Source organism: Bombella apis, assembly GCF_018221685.1.
GTDB lineage: Bacteria > Pseudomonadota > Alphaproteobacteria > Acetobacterales > Acetobacteraceae > Bombella > Bombella apis.
The window spans coordinates 423,862-438,266 of sequence record NZ_JAGJTM010000004.1; the positions used below are offsets into that span (position 1 = coordinate 423,862).

Consider the following 14,405-nt stretch of genomic DNA (forward strand, 5'->3'; position numbering starts at 1 on the left):
TGGGTGATCGGATGATTGTTTGAATTGAGGACGTTAGATCAGTGAACAGTATGCTGTCGAAAATGAGCATAGACACGATCCGCACATTGGTGATGGATAGTGTGGAGCGTGCAAAATCCGGCCATCCGGGTACCGCAATGGCTCTGGCCCCGGCCATGTATGCTTACTGGCAGTTTACGATGTATTATAACCCGGCTGATCCCTTTTGGCCGGGGCGTGACCGATTTATCCTCTCGGGTGGGCATGCGTCCATCCTTCTCTATGCCACGGTGTTTCTGGCCGGGGTGAAGGATATTGAGAACGGGCAGGTGGTCGATCGCCCCGCCCTGACGCTGGAAGACCTGAAAAATTTCCGCCGTTTTGAATCCCGCACACCGGGCCATCCCGAATACGGGCTGACAGCCGGGGTGGAGATCACGACCGGCCCGCTGGGGCAGGGGTGCAGCAGTGCGGTGGGCATGGCCATGGCCGAGCGATGGCTTGCCACACATTACGGCCGCCCGGGGTTCGACCTCTTTGGCTATCACATTACCTCTTTCTGTGGTGATGGGGATATCATGGAGGGGGTTGCGGCCGAGGCCGCATCCTTGGCCGGACATCTGAAGCTGGGCAACCTGACATGGGTGTATGACAGCAACCGCATTTCCATTGAGGGCTCCACGGATGTGACCTTCACGGAGAATGTGGCCATGCGGTTTGAATCCTATGGCTGGCAGGTGCTGGAAGTTGCTGATGGCAACGACGTGCCTGCCATCTGTGAAGCCCTGAAACAGGGACGGGAGGAAACCTCCCGCCCGACCCTGATCATTCTCAGGACGATCATCGGTTATGGGGCACCGGGCAAGGCGGGAACGGCCTCTGCCCATGGTGAGCCGCTTGGCATGGAGGAGCTGGCAGGGGCCAAGAAGGCCTATGGCTGGCCCGAAGATGCGCCGCATTTTACCGTGCCGGATGGCGTGCAGGAGCATTTCGAGGCACTGGCCGGGCAGCGTGGGGCCAGAGCACAGGCGGAATGGGAGGCACGGTTTGCCGAGTACTGCGCCCGGTATCCGAAGGAAGGGGACGAGCTGCGGCACATTTTTGCCGGAACCCTGCCAGAAGGCTGGGAAACGGAGCTGCCTGTCTATCCGGCGGATGAGAAAGGGCTGGCCTCCCGCCAGAGTTCCGGGGAGGTGCTCAATGCCGTGGCATCCCAGTTCCCCTGGCTGGTTGGCGGGGCGGCGGACCTTGCGCCTTCTACCAAGACGCTCATCAAGGGCGCCCGGTCGGTGCAGGCCCCTTCAAACATGGTGCAGGAAGGGGCTGGCTATGATGGCCGCAACATGCACTTCGGTGTGCGTGAACATGCGATGGCCGCCATCTGCAACGGCTTGGCCCTGAGTGGCCTGCGGCCTTTCTGTGCGGGCTTCCTGATCTTTTCTGATTACATGAAGCCCGCCATCCGTCTGGCAGCGCTGATGCACCTGCCGGTGATCTATGTGTTCACGCATGATTCCATCGGCGTGGGGGAGGATGGCCCGACCCATCAGCCCATCGAGCAGCTTGCTCAGTTCCGGTCCATGCCGGGGCTGACCATGCTGCGTCCGGCAGATGCCAATGAGGTGGTGGAAAGCTGGCGTGTGGCCATGCAGCATCGTGCTGGCCCCGTGGCCCTTGCCCTGACACGGCAGAACCTGCCAACGCTGGACCGTACCCGGTATGCCTCGGCCGAGGGTGTGGCCCGTGGTGGCTACGTTCTGGCGGACTGTGAGGGTGAGCCGGAGATTCTGTTGATGGCGTCCGGCTCCGAGGTTTCGCTCGTGGTCGGTGTCTATGAGCGGCTGAAGGCTGAAGGCGTGCGGGCCCGTGTGGTCTCCATGCCAAGCTTCGATCTGTTCGAGAGCCAGGACAGGGCCTATCGTGACACCGTCCTGCCACCTTCTGTCCGTAGGCGTGTCGGTGTAGAGATGGCTTCCGGCTTTGGGTGGGACCGCTATGTGGGGCTGGATGGTGTCGTCATTGCCATGAACAGCTTTGGGGAATCCGGCGCAGCAGCAGAGCTGATGGCGAAGTTCGGCTTTACGGTAGACTCTGTTTATGAACAGGCCCGCCAGTTGTTACAGAAGGCAGACTGACTGGATAAGGAGTGAGAGTGATGGAAAACACCCCGCCAGAGACACCTTTGACCCGTCTGGTCAGCCATGGGCAGTCCATCTGGCTGGATTTCATCCGGAGGGATTTCATCGAGGATGGCCGTCTGGCAGCCATGGTGAAGGAGGACGCCCTGAAAGGGGTGACCTCCAACCCGGCCATTTTCGAGCAGGCCATTGGCCATGGTGCGGAATATGAGGAAGCCGTGCAGGCCCTCCTGGCCAGCGGCAGCCTGACAGCCGGTGCGCTTTATGAGGCGCTGGCCGTGGAAGATATCCGTCAGGCCTGCGAGGTTCTGCGGCCCGTGTTTGACAAAACCGGCGGACGGGATGGCTATGTCAGTCTCGAGGTTTCTCCTTACCTGGCATATGATGCTGAAGGCACGCTGGCAGAAGCCCGCAGGCTCTGGCAGCGTGTTGGTCACCCCAATGTGATGATCAAGATTCCGGCGACGGAAGAGGCCATTCCAGCCATTGAGCAGGCTACTGCCGAGGGCATCAACGTCAATGTCACGCTCCTTTTTGCGCTGGGCATGTACGAGAAGGTGCTGGACGCCTATCTGCGGGGGCTGGAGGCCAGGGTGAAGGCCGGTCTGCCGGTGAATCACGTTGGTAGTGTGGCGTCTTTCTTTGTCAGCCGGATTGATGGGCGCATTGATGCCCGCATCGACCGCCGTCTGGCCGCCGGTGACCCGGAAACCGAGGCGTTGAAGGCCCTGCGGGGGCAGGTGGCCATTGCCAATGCCCGCATGGCGTATCAGCATTATCTCAGGGTAACGGAAAGCCCGCGCTGGAAAGCTCTGGCAGGGAAAGGAGCGCAGACGCAGCGTCTTCTCTGGGCCAGTACGAGCACGAAGGACAAGGCCTATCGTGACGTGCTGTACGTGGAGGAGCTGATTGGCGCTGATACGGTCAATACATTGCCACCCCGTACGCTGGAAGCCTTCCGGGATCATGGCATCCCGGAGGAGCGCCTTGCGCAGGGTGGAGAGAGCGCCAGCCTGATTCTGGCAGAAGCAGGGCGATTGGGGCTTGATCTGGACAGTGTGACCACCACCTTGTTGGAAGAAGGTGTGACGGCTTTCGAGGTCGCTTTTGATGGATTGCTCGGTGCGGTGGCAGCCCGCCGGGAAGCTGTTTTGGGGGAACGTCTTATGCGAGTATCCTTGGCATTGTCGGGTGAGTTGGAAAATGCCGTGGTTGCGGCGGGCAAGAGCTGGAGCCAGGATGGCAAGGTGCGGCGCATCTGGGAGCGTGATGCGGCCGTCTGGACCGGTGGGCCGGAAAGCCGATGGCTCGGCTGGCTGGATGTGGTCAAGAATGGCCGTGCGGCTCTTGAGTCTTATGAGACCTTGGGCCGTGAGGTGAAGGAACGTGGCTACAGCGACGTGCTGCTGCTGGCCATGGGCGGTTCCAGCCTCGGACCGGAAGTGCTGGAGGAAACCTTTGGCCGAGCCCCCGGTGGCCCAAAGCTGCATGTTCTGGACAGTACGGACCCTCAGCAGGTTGCCAGCTTCGGCCGGGCCATCGACCCGGCCAACACGCTGTTCATCGTGTCCAGCAAGTCCGGCAGTACGCTGGAGCCGAACATCCTGTTCGCCTATTTCTGGGATCAGGCGGAGAAGGCCCTTGGCCGTCAGCCCGGTGAGCGTTTCGTCGCCGTGACGGACCCCGGCTCATCGCTGGAAACACTGGCCAGAGACCGTGGCTTTGCCCATATCTTCCACGGCAACCCGGAGATCGGCGGGCGGTATTCCGTTCTGTCCGCCTTTGGTCTCGCTCCGGCGGCGGCGGCAGGGTACGATGTCCGGGCCCTGCTGGACAGCACGCAGCTGATGATCGAGGCGTGCGATGCTTCCGTTCCGCCTGTGACAAACCCTGGTGTCAGTCTGGGGCTGGCCCTTGGGGTGGCGGCCACCAGTTTCCGGCGGGACAAGGTCACGTTCGTGGCTTCGGAGAAGATCGCCTCCCTCGGTGCCTGGCTGGAGCAGCTTCTGGCTGAAAGCACCGGCAAGAACGGCACGGGGCTCATCCCTATTGATGGCGAGCCGCTGGGGGCGCCGGAGGCTTATGGTGATGACCGCATGTTCGTGGAACTGCGGCTGGGGCATGAGCCCGTCAGCCCGGGGATCAAGGCCCTGCGGGAGGCGGGACATCCTGTCGTGACCTTGCATCTCGAGGATGTCGGGCAGATCGTGCAGGCGTTCTTCGTGTTTGAATTTGCCACGGCGGTGGCTGGCTCCGTGCTGGGAATCAATCCTTTTGACCAGCCTGATGTGGAATTCAGCAAGGTTGAGACCCGCAAGCTGACCAAAGCCTATGCCGAGACGGGCCATCTACCGGAAGAGACGCCGTTCGCCCAGGATGGAAACCTCGCTTTTTACGCTGATGAGCGCAACCGTGAGGCGCTGGGCAGCGGTAGTGCAGAAACCATTCTGAAAGCTCATTTTGACCGTGTGGGCAAGAACGACTATATTGGCCTCCTCGCTTACATTGAGCGGAACAAAGCCCATATCGCCTGGGAGCAGACGGTGAGAACAGAGTTGAGGGATCGGCTTCATGTCGCCACTGCGGCGCAGTTTGGTCCACGGTTCCTCCACTCGACAGGTCAGGCTTACAAGGGGGGCCCCAACAGCGGTGTCTTCCTGCAGGTGACGGCGGATGATGCTGCGGACCTGCCCATACCGGGACACGCTTACAGCTTTGGTGTCGTCAAGGCCGCTCAGGCCCGGGGGGATTTCGACGTTCTGGCCGCTCGTGGCCGTCGTGCGCTGCGTGTGCATGTTGTCGGTCCCCTGCATGAAGGACTGGACCGTCTCGCTCAGCTGGTGACAGATATTCTAAAAGGAGCTTGAGGATGCGTATCGGAATTATCGGACTTGGCCGCATGGGTGGCAATATTGCCGTCCGCCTGACCCGCAAGGGGCATGATGTTGTCGTGTTCGACCGGACTCCCGCTGTCACCGAGAAGATTGTCGAGCGGTCAGAGAAGGGGCGTGCCCAGGGGGCCGAGACCTTCGAGAAAATGGCCGAACTCCTTTCCAGTGAGGAGCGTCGTGTCATCTGGGTCATGCTGCCAGCTGGCAAGGTGACGGAAGACTGCATACAGAAGCTCGCCCCGCTGTTGGGCAAAGGTGACATCATCATCGATGGTGGCAACACCTATTACAAGGAAGATATCCGCCGGGCGAAAGAGCTGGGCGAGCGCGGCATTGATTATATCGATGTCGGGACCTCTGGTGGTGTCTGGGGGCTGGAGCGTGGCTACTGCATGATGTATGGCGGCGAGAAGCACGCTGCGGATTATGTGGACCCCATTCTGGATGCGCTGGCTCCGGGCATGGGTGATGTGCCCCGCACGCCGGACCGTGAGGATGATGGCCGCCACGACCCGCGGGCCGAGAGGGGGTATCTTTACTGTGGTCCGGCCGGGGCTGGTCATTTCGTGAAGATGATCCATAACGGCATCGAATACGGCATGATGCAGGCCATCGCTGAGGGTTTTGATGTGCTGGCCAGCAAGAACTCCGAAAAGCTGCCGGAAGATGAGCGTTATGACCTGCATCTGGCTGATATTGCCGAGGTGTGGCGCCGTGGCAGTGTCGTGTCCTCTTGGCTGCTGGACCTGACAGCCGAGGCGCTGGCCCGTTCTGGTGATCTGAGCGAGTTCAGTGGCGAGGTGCAGGATTCCGGTGAAGGCCGCTGGACGATCGAAGCCGCCATTGAGGAGGCCGTGCCTGCCCCGGTAATGACCGCAGCCCTTTATACCCGTTTCCGGTCCCGTACCGGCAACAATTTCGCCGAGAAGGCTCTTTCGGCCATGCGGTATGGATTTGGTGGCCATACCGAGCGCAAGAAATAAACTGTTCTGGAGAATGGGGGATGCGGTAGGGGGCCGCACCCCTTCTTCCCCCGTGAGGGAAGAAGATACTCATGACAGAAACATCCCCCAGGATCAGGCTGGTGCTGTCCGATATGGATGGCACCATTCTTGGTTCTGACAGAACCATTTCTCCCACAACAGGCACGGCCGTCCAGCATCTGGCAGAGCGGGGTGTGGCTCTGGCGCTCGTCAGTGCCCGCATCCCGGCGGCTGTGCTGCCTTATGTCCGGCAGCTCGGGCTGAAAGGGCCCTGTGCCGGATTTAATGGGGGCGTCTTTTTCATGCCGGATGGCACCATTCTGAAGAGCCACCATTTTTCTGTCGGGGATCTTGCGGCCATTCTCGAAGCTCTGTCTCCTTTCCCTGTGGAGGTCTGGTTTCAGACAGAACAGGAATGGCTGGTGCGTGACAGTCGGACGCTGCTGGCAAAGCGGGAGCAGGAGTTGACGGGCATCACGCCCCGGGCAGTATCTTCATGGCCCGTCACGCCGAAGACCGTGAACCGCCTTATGGTCTGTTCTGACGATACAGCCCTGATTGCCCGGCTGGAAGCCGAGCTGGCAGCTCCTTTTGCCGGGCGGGCGAGCCTGCTGCGTTCGGCCCCACACAAGTTGAACATCACACCTGCCCTGGCCACGAAGGGCGAGGCGGTGGCAGAGCTGGCCAGACTGTATGGCGTAACACCGCAGGAAGTGGCTGCTCTTGGCGATGCCCCCAATGACATCCCGATGCTGCAGGCGGCTGGCATGGGCATCGCCATGGGGCAGGCGCCGGATTCCGTGAAGAAAGAAGCCACCCATGTGACCGGAAAACCTGATGAAGGTGGCTGGGCATATGCTGCCGAGACGTTCATTATGCCGCTAGCCCCCTGCCAGCAGGGGAGATGACGTGATTCGGAGGGTACGGGTATGACGACAGACATGCGCCATGCGGTCGTAGAGGTTCTGAAGGACTCAGAAGCCGTGGCTATGGAAATGGCCAGACTGCTGATCAGGACGGTGAAAGAAAAGCAACAGGGCAGGGTGCGCATTGCTCTCTCTGGTGGATCCACGCCCAAGCAGCTTTTTGCGATTCTTGCCCAGCCCGACATGGCCCGGCAGGTGGACTGGTCCCGTGTCGAAATTTTCTATGGGGATGAACGTCACGTGCCCGAGGGCCATGCGGACAGCAACCATGCCAGCGCCCGGGAGCTGCTGCTCTCCAGGGTCTCCATCCCGGCGGCTCAGGTCCATCCGATGCCGACAGCCGCTACGGTTGCGGAAGATGCTGCCAGCTACCAGACCGTTCTGGAACAGGCCTATGGTGCCACGAAGCTGGAAGCAGGCCGCCCGCTGTTTGATATCGTCATGCTTGGCCTGGGTACGGATGGGCATACGGCATCCCTGTTCCCGGGGGAGCCTGTCCTTGAGGAAAAGAAGGCCTGGGTTGGCGTCGCAGCGCCCCGTACGGCCCCGCATGAGCGCCTTACGCTGACCTACCTGGCCATTGCCTCCAGTGCACTGGTCGTTTTCCTTGTCACCGGGGAAAATAAAGTACCAATGCTGGCCCGTTTGCGTCAGGGGGATGGCAGCATCCCATCAGGGCGTATTGTTTCCGAGGGGAAAATCCTCATACTGGCCGATGAAGCCGCTGCTGGAGAGCTTTCATGAATGTAGATGACTGTAAACGTGCTGCTGCCCATCTTGCTGCAAGCCTCGTCAAACCGGGGATGGTCGTCGGGCTGGGGACAGGCAGTACCGCAGCATTCATGATTGAAAGGCTCGGTGAGCGTGTTGCCGGGGAAGGGCTGGATATTCATGCCATCCCGACCTCCGAGGAATCGACAAGACTTGCCCGTGCAGCGGGGATTCCGATCACGACGTTTGCAGAACATTCCGTAGTCGACATCACCATTGATGGCGCAGATGAGGTGGAGCGCAAGACGCTGAATCTCATCAAGGGGCTGGGGGCTGCTCTGCTGCGTGAGAAGATCGTTGCCCAGGCGTCACGGCGTTTTGTCGTGATCGTGGATGTAACCAAACCGGTTGACCAGCTTGGCCAGCGGGTGCCTGTACCAGTGGAGGTTGTTCCATTTGGCTACGAGGCAACGGCAGCCCGTCTGGAGGCTCTGGGGGCAAAGGTCATCCGTCCCCGTCGGCATCTGACAGGCGAGCTGCTTATTACCGATAACGGGAACAGGATACTTGATTGCGCTTTCGGTCCGATCAGTGACGTGCAGGCTCTCGCCACGCGTCTGGATGGTACGGTAGGCGTGGTGGAGCATGGTTTGTTCCCCAATATGGCAACCGATGTGCTGGTTGCCACCGAACGGGAGGTTGAACAATGGACGCCATGACAGAAAAAGAAGCCGCCAAGGCTGCATCGGGTATTGCTCCGCATTACATTGTGGTGATGGGGGTTTCCGGCAACGGCAAGACCACTGTGGCTGAGCTGCTTTCCAAGAGCCTTGGCTGGCCGTTTCAGGAAGGTGATGACCTGCATCCCAAAGCCAATGTGGAAAAGATGCGCAGTGGCCACCCGTTGACGGATGAAGATCGTGCCCCCTGGCTGGAGCTGTGCCACGACTGGCTGGCCAAGTGCGCCGAGAAGGGGACCGGTGCCGTGCTGACCTGTTCCGCCCTGAAGAAGAAATATCGTGATGCGTTGGCCAAGCATATTCCGGTCCAGTTCGTCTACCTGAAGGTGGACCCGAAGATCATAGAGGACCGGCTGAAGCACCGTGTCGGGCATTATATGCCGCCGACCCTTCTGCCGAGCCAGCTGGCCACTCTGGAGGAGCCGACAGATGACGAGCCGGTGATCCGTGTTCCTGGTGATGCAACGCCGGAAGAGCTGCGGGACCGTGTGATTGAGCGTCTGCGTGTTGTCCCCCCGCCGAAGGTGGTGGACTGATACAGGGTCGGTTATTACCGGTTCAGTGATGGCCCTTTCTTTGGGCATCAGGAAAATGGCGGGGCCTCTGGCTCCGCCATTTTTCGTGGGGAAAGGAGACCCTTGCCCGGGCGGCTCCTTCCCATGGGGGCTGTTCAGGGGGGTCAGGCCGGGGAGGCTGTCTGCCAGCCCGGGCCAATAATGGCGATCCGACGGTGGCGGCCCGTGCCCTGAAGGATGATGGCCTCGCATTTCTCAAGATAAGTAAGCTGCCGCCGTGCCCGCCCTAGAGAATGGGTACCATAGGCCCGGGCCAGAGCGGCATCATCCGGGCAGGGTTTGCCTTCCATGGCTGCATGGGCGAGCAGGAAATAGACAGGCTGCATGTCGTCCGGCAGGCGGCTGGCCCGCTGCTGGATGTCCTGCCAGGCCTCGCTCTCAGCCCGTTCACGGGTGATACCGCAGCGGATGGTGCTCAGCATGGTCTGGAACTGCGGCATGGGCAGGATGTTGCGGGAGAACCCGGCCAGCCGTGCCCTCATCTGGAAGTCCTGATACAGGGTGGCGAGTGGCCGGTAGGCGGCATCCTCATCCTGTCCGGCTTCGGCGACGAGAGTCCAGAGAGTTTCCGGGTCCGGTGCGGCCATCTGCTGGCTCTGCTGCTGCTCTCTGGCGTCACGGGAGGAGCTGTAGGCATCAAGCTGCGCCAGCAGGTCCGGTTTGGGGGCAGCCGGTTCCTTGCGGGGGCGGGAAGCGGGTTCCGGCGGGGCCTCGAGGATGAGATCCCGCAGCTCATCCACAGGAATGTTGGGCTGTTCAAGTGGCATGAGGGCAGGGCCACCTGCATGGCTGGCTGTCTCGACCGGACCGATGGTGACACGTTGGGGGCGACGGGCGAGGGCGGGTCCCAGCGCCATGAACTGCCCACGGGCAAGGTCCCTGAAGCCTTCGGCAGCACGGCGCTCCATGCCCAGAAGGTCGGCGGCACGAGCCATGTCGATATCCAGAAAGGTCCGTCCCATCAGGAAGTTGGAAGCCTCGGCGGCGACATTCTTGGCCAGCTTGGCCAGACGCTGGGTGGCAATGATGCCTGCCATGCCCCTTTTGCGTCCCCGGCACATGAGGTTGGTCATCGCATTGAGGGAGAGGCGGCGTGCCTCGTCAGAGGTATCACCCCCGGCAATGGGGGCGAAGAGCTGGGCTTCGTCCACCACGATGAGGACAGGATACCAGTAGGCCCTTGGCGCTTCGAACATGCCGGTCAGGAAGGCACCGACAGAACGGAGCTGCCCTTCCGGCTCGCTCTGCTCAAGATTCAGCACGACAGAGGCCCGGTGCATCCGGACCCGTTCCCCCGCACTTCGCAGGCTGGCTTCGGACTGTGTGTCCGTCTCGATGACGAGATGGTCGTATTTTTCTGCCAGCGTGACGAAATCCCCTTCCGGGTCGATGATGACCTGTTGGACGAGAGTTGCGCTCTGCTCCAGCAGACGCCGGAGGAGGTGGGATTTTCCAGAGCCGGAATTGCCCTGCACGAGCAGGCGGGTAGCCAGCAGTTCAGGCAGGTCGATGTGGGCATCCTCACCACGGGCTGTGGTGCCAAGAAGAAGGGGGCCAAAATGTGATGAACTCATGGCGCCACTTTACCGGGCAATGGACGGGAGAGCCAGTGATGAACAGCCTCTGCACAGAAGCAGGCGGTGGAAAAACAGCCCTGGAGCAGATAGCCCCCTGTAGGAGCATCCCAGTCCAGCATTTCACCACAGGCGAACAGGCCGGGCTGGTGGCGCAGCATGAAGCCTTCATCCAGCGCTGCCTGTTTCAGCCCTCCGGCGGTGGAAATGGCCCTGTCCAGCGCAGCAGGAGCCACAAGGTGCAGGGGGGCCTGCGTGATGGCGTCTGTCAGCTCACCGGGTGTGCGGGCGTCCGGGCAGAGCTGGGTGAGCAGCTCCCGCATGGTACGGTCCAGCCCCAGAGCCTTGCGCAGCCTGTTGCTCCGGCTTTCACGGAGACGCTGGCGGGCGAGGCGTTCCAGTATGCGTTCCTGCGTCAGAGTCGGGCGGAGATTCAGGTGGACGGTTACGGTGTCTCCGCCTGATTTTGCCAGAGCCTGTCGCAGTGGAGCTGAAAGGGCGTAAAGTGGTGCTCCCTCCAGCCCCCGTTTCGTGATGATGAGATCGCCACGATGTGTCTGGCCGGCGAAGTTGAGCGTGACTCCCCGCAGGGTCTCGCCTTCGTGGCGGAGCAGGAATTCGGCAGGCCAGTCCGGCATGAAGCCGCAGTTGGAGGGGGCAAAAGGCGTGCAGTGCTGTCCCAGCAGCGATGCCCACTGCCCATTACTGCCCAGTCGTGCCCAGCTGCTGCCCCCCAGGGCGAGGATGACGGCACGTCCTGTCTGCTGGACCGGGCCTTCCGGTGTCTGGAAGGTGAGAGACAGGCCCTGCATATCTGTCAGCCTGTGGCGGGGAAAGAATTGCACGCCCTGTTCCTGAAGGCGGACCAGCCAGCGGCGCAGCAGGGGAGAGGCCTTGAGGGATTTCAGAAAGACCCGGCCAGAACTGCCGGTGAAGCAGGGTTCGCCCAATCCTTCAGCCCAGAGGCGGAGAGCCTCGGGCGGGAAGTGGCGGATGGCAGGTTCCAGCCAGTCCCGTGCTGTCCCGTAGCGTTGCAGGAATGGTTCCAGCGGTTCACTGTGGGTGAGGTTCAGGCCGCTGCGGCCTGCCATGAGGAATTTCCGTCCCGGCCTGGCCATGTGGTCGAACAGATGGACCTCATGGCCTTTCCGGCTCAGACATTCAGCGGCAAACAGCCCTGCCGGGCCAGCCCCGATGATGGCAATGGGGAGTGTACGGGCCGTACTGGTGTCGGGCATGGGCAGTCCGTTCTGGCTGGGTGTGGCGGCGGTGAGGTGTTGTTAGCCTGTTCCGGCCTGTCGGGGAAGACAGACAGGAGGCAGACAGGGTATGGAAAGGCGTAGCCTGCGAGGGCAATCATCCGGGAAAGGGACGACATGAAACTCTGCACGACGGTTCAGGAGATGCGGCAGGAGCGGGCGCAGCTTGGCAGGGTCGGCTTTGTACCGACGATGGGCTTCCTGCATGAGGGGCATCTTTCGCTTGTTCGCCGTGCCCGGGAGGAGACTGATGCTGTTGTCGTCAGTCTCTTTGTCAATCCCATACAGTTCGGGTCGGCGGATGATCTTGCCAATTATCCCCGGGCGCTGGAACGGGATATTGCCCTGCTGCGCAGGGAGGGCGTGGCCTGTGTTTTTACGCCGGAAGCGGCAGAATTCTACCCTGAAGGGTTCGCCACGCAGGTGGATGTTGGTGGTGTGGCGCTGGAGCTTGAGGGGCCGTCCCGTCCCGGCCATTTTGCGGGTGTGGCGACGGTGCTGGCGAAATTCTTCAACATCATCCAGCCGCAGCGGGCCTATTTTGGGCAGAAAGATGCCCAGCAATGTGCTGTTGTCCAGCGGTTCGTGCGGGACCTGAATATTCCGGTAGATATTGTGACCCTGCCAACATGGCGGGAGGCGGACGGTCTTGCCGGGTCGAGCCGCAACAGTCGTCTGACGGAGGCGGAACGCCACAGGGCCCCGGTGCTGCATCAGGCTCTCTGCCGGGGCCGGACCCTGGCGCAGGCTGGTGAACGCCGCCGTGCCGTGCTGGAGGGGGCCATGCGGGATGTGCTGGTGCAGGCCGGGCTTGTGGATATTGACTATGTCACCATCGTGAATCCGGATACGTTCCAGGCTGAAGAGGAGGTCCGGGAGGGGGCTCTGGCCTTGCTGGCCGTGCAGCTGGGGGCCGTGCGGCTGATCGACAATATGCCGCTGTTCTGAAAAGTGGTCCTGACCTTTTGTTGAGAGCAGGATGCAATAATTCTCATATTGGTAATTGCGTTTGCCGGATATTCATCCCTCAATAAAGAGGGTTGTATTTGTCCTGTTATTTGCCAGCCATGAGGTGAGATCAGAGAGGAGGCGGGACACGCCTGTCACATATGCATGGCAATACATGCTGGCATGTTGTGAAAGCCAGTAATGTCTTCTGGTCAAGTGGCGGGCGAAGGGGTAGCGTGGCGGGGTAACAAGGCATTTACATATGCTTGAAGGAGATATCGAGCATGGTTGAGAAAACCCCGCGCACCGTTTCAGCCCCCAAGAAATTCATCATCGGTACGGGTCTGCTGGCCCAGCTGCATGACTATGTAAAAGATTTTGGCGACAATGCTTTCATCATCAGCGATGAATTCTTTGTGGAGCGTGTCCAGAAGGAATCCGTGGCTGGGCTGGAGAAAGCCGGGCTGAAAGGCACAGCCGAGAGGTTCGGCTGTGAATGTACGGATGCCGAGATCAAGCGTCTGGGCGAGCTGGCCAAGACACGTGGTGCCAATGTCATTGTCGGTATTGGTGGTGGCAAGACGCTGGATACCAGCAAGGCCGTTGCCCATTATTACAAGCTGCCACTCATCCTCTATCCAACCATTGCCTCCACCGATGCACCCTGCATTGCGCTGGCTGTGATCTATACGGAGAAGGGCGAGTTCGACCGGTACCTCTTCCTGCCGCAGAATCCCGATGTCGTTGTGGCTGATACGGGTGTGATTGCCGGTGCCCCGGTGCGCTTCTTTGCTGCTGGTATCGGTGATGCCCTTTCCACATACTTTGAGGCCCGTGCCTGCTACCGGTCTGATGGGGTGAACCTTTCCTGCAAGCGTCCGTCCCGTACGGGACTCGGTCTGGCCCGCATGTGCTATGACCTGGTCTGCAAGAATGTTGATCTCGCCATGGATGCCGTGCGCAACAAGGTGCCGACCCGGGCTCTGGAAGAAATGGTCGAGGCAACCATTTATCTCAGCGGGACCGGTGCCGAGACGGGTGGTCTTGCCGCTGCTCATGCCGTGCATAATGGCATGACCGCTATCGAGGATCTCCATCATGCCCAGCATGGTGAGAAGGTGGTCTTTGGTCTGATGACCCAGCTGGTGCTGGAGAATGCACCGAAGGAAGAGATTGAAGAGGTGCTGCGTGTCGTGCGGGCAGCTGGCCTGCCGATGACCCTCAAGGAGCTGGGTGTCAAGGAGTTTGTGGAGGCTGACTGGCGCAAGGTGGCCGAGATCGCCTGTGACAAGGACGATACGATGGGCAATCTGCCCTTCAAGGTCACGCCGGATGATGTCTATCATGCCATGGTGGCTGCGAACGCCCTTGGTGAGCGCTATCGTGCCGCCCATCAGGCCTGAAAAGGTCCGACAGGGTGAGGTCATGGCAACATGACCCATTAGGGAAAAGGTCCGGGGTGCTAGACTCCGGCCTTTTTTCATGGGGGATGGACACCATCAGTGATCTGTTGTTCAGTGGGGCCGTCTTCCGCTGTCTGGCCAGTGCGGCTTCAGGTTGGGTGGATGGTCAGAGAAGGGCGTTTGTTGTCCTGTCTGTCCTGTACTGCTCCATGGTGCAGTATGCCGACCGGCTGGAGGGGCACGGAGGGGCGGGGGGGGGCGGGGGGGGCGGGGGGGGG

At 60.9% G+C, this 14,405-nt stretch carries 12 protein-coding genes; 10 read left to right on the forward strand and 2 right to left on the reverse strand.

Annotated elements, in window-relative coordinates:
* Positions 1 to 62: 62 nt before the first annotated feature.
* From tkt to J8Z04_RS05170, 7 genes are all read left to right on the forward strand, one after another.
* Positions 63 to 2,114 (forward strand): transketolase, encoded by a 2,052-nt coding sequence (gene tkt, locus J8Z04_RS05140; RefSeq protein WP_232086305.1) that lies wholly within the window; start codon positions 63 to 65, stop codon positions 2,112 to 2,114.
* Positions 2,115 to 2,134: 20 nt separating this feature from the next.
* Complete coding sequence (locus J8Z04_RS05145) at positions 2,135 to 4,984, forward strand: bifunctional transaldolase/phosoglucose isomerase (RefSeq protein ID WP_192848321.1); 2,850 nt, start codon at positions 2,135 to 2,137, stop codon at positions 4,982 to 4,984.
* Positions 4,985 to 4,986: 2 nt separating this feature from the next.
* Positions 4,987 to 5,991 carry a phosphogluconate dehydrogenase (NAD(+)-dependent, decarboxylating) gene (gene gnd / locus J8Z04_RS05150; RefSeq protein ID WP_043560825.1) on the forward strand — a complete coding sequence of 335 codons (1,005 nt, stop codon included), beginning with the start codon at positions 4,987 to 4,989 and terminating at the stop codon, positions 5,989 to 5,991.
* 71 nt (positions 5,992 to 6,062) lie between these two features.
* The gene (locus J8Z04_RS05155) at positions 6,063 to 6,899 is read left to right on the forward strand and encodes an HAD family hydrolase (protein WP_192847996.1); all 837 of its coding nucleotides are present in this window, start codon (positions 6,063 to 6,065) and stop codon (positions 6,897 to 6,899) included.
* 21 nt (positions 6,900 to 6,920) lie between these two features.
* Positions 6,921 to 7,661 (forward strand): 6-phosphogluconolactonase, encoded by a 741-nt coding sequence (gene pgl / locus J8Z04_RS05160; protein ID WP_192847997.1) that lies wholly within the window; start codon positions 6,921 to 6,923, stop codon positions 7,659 to 7,661.
* The gene (gene rpiA / locus J8Z04_RS05165) at positions 7,658 to 8,347 is read left to right on the forward strand and encodes a ribose-5-phosphate isomerase RpiA (protein ID WP_043560820.1); all 690 of its coding nucleotides are present in this window, start codon (positions 7,658 to 7,660) and stop codon (positions 8,345 to 8,347) included. The genes pgl and rpiA overlap by 4 nt, the downstream gene beginning before the upstream one ends.
* Positions 8,344 to 8,904: a gluconokinase gene (locus J8Z04_RS05170; RefSeq protein ID WP_043561569.1), complete on the forward strand. Its 561-nt coding sequence runs from the start codon at positions 8,344 to 8,346 to the stop codon at positions 8,902 to 8,904. The genes rpiA and J8Z04_RS05170 overlap by 4 nt, the downstream gene beginning before the upstream one ends.
* 143 nt (positions 8,905 to 9,047) lie before the next feature.
* Here the strand turns inward: J8Z04_RS05170 and J8Z04_RS05175 are convergent, their stop codons facing one another.
* Positions 9,048 to 10,517 carry an ATP-binding protein gene (locus J8Z04_RS05175; protein WP_086431152.1) on the reverse strand — a complete coding sequence of 490 codons (1,470 nt, stop codon included), beginning with the start codon at positions 10,515 to 10,517 and terminating at the stop codon, positions 9,048 to 9,050.
* On the reverse strand, positions 10,514 to 11,755 hold the full coding sequence (locus tag J8Z04_RS05180) for a TIGR03862 family flavoprotein (RefSeq protein ID WP_192847998.1): 1,242 nt from the start codon (positions 11,753 to 11,755) through the stop codon (positions 10,514 to 10,516). The genes J8Z04_RS05175 and J8Z04_RS05180 overlap by 4 nt, the downstream gene beginning before the upstream one ends.
* 138 nt (positions 11,756 to 11,893) lie before the next feature.
* On the opposite strand from J8Z04_RS05180, the gene panC reads away from it, so the two are divergent.
* The 3 genes from panC to J8Z04_RS05195 form a co-directional block, all read left to right on the forward strand.
* A complete protein-coding gene (panC, locus tag J8Z04_RS05185) occupies positions 11,894 to 12,724 on the forward strand; it encodes a pantoate--beta-alanine ligase (protein ID WP_192847999.1) in 831 nt (276 codons plus the stop codon).
* Positions 12,725 to 13,008: 284 nt separating this feature from the next.
* Positions 13,009 to 14,127, forward strand: a complete 1,119-nt coding sequence (locus J8Z04_RS05190) for a glycerol dehydrogenase (protein ID WP_081562951.1) — start codon at positions 13,009 to 13,011, stop codon at positions 14,125 to 14,127.
* A gap of 56 nt (positions 14,128 to 14,183) precedes the next feature.
* A partial coding sequence (locus J8Z04_RS05195; RefSeq protein WP_212125589.1) for a hypothetical protein occupies positions 14,184 to 14,405 on the forward strand: 222 nt, incomplete at its 3' end.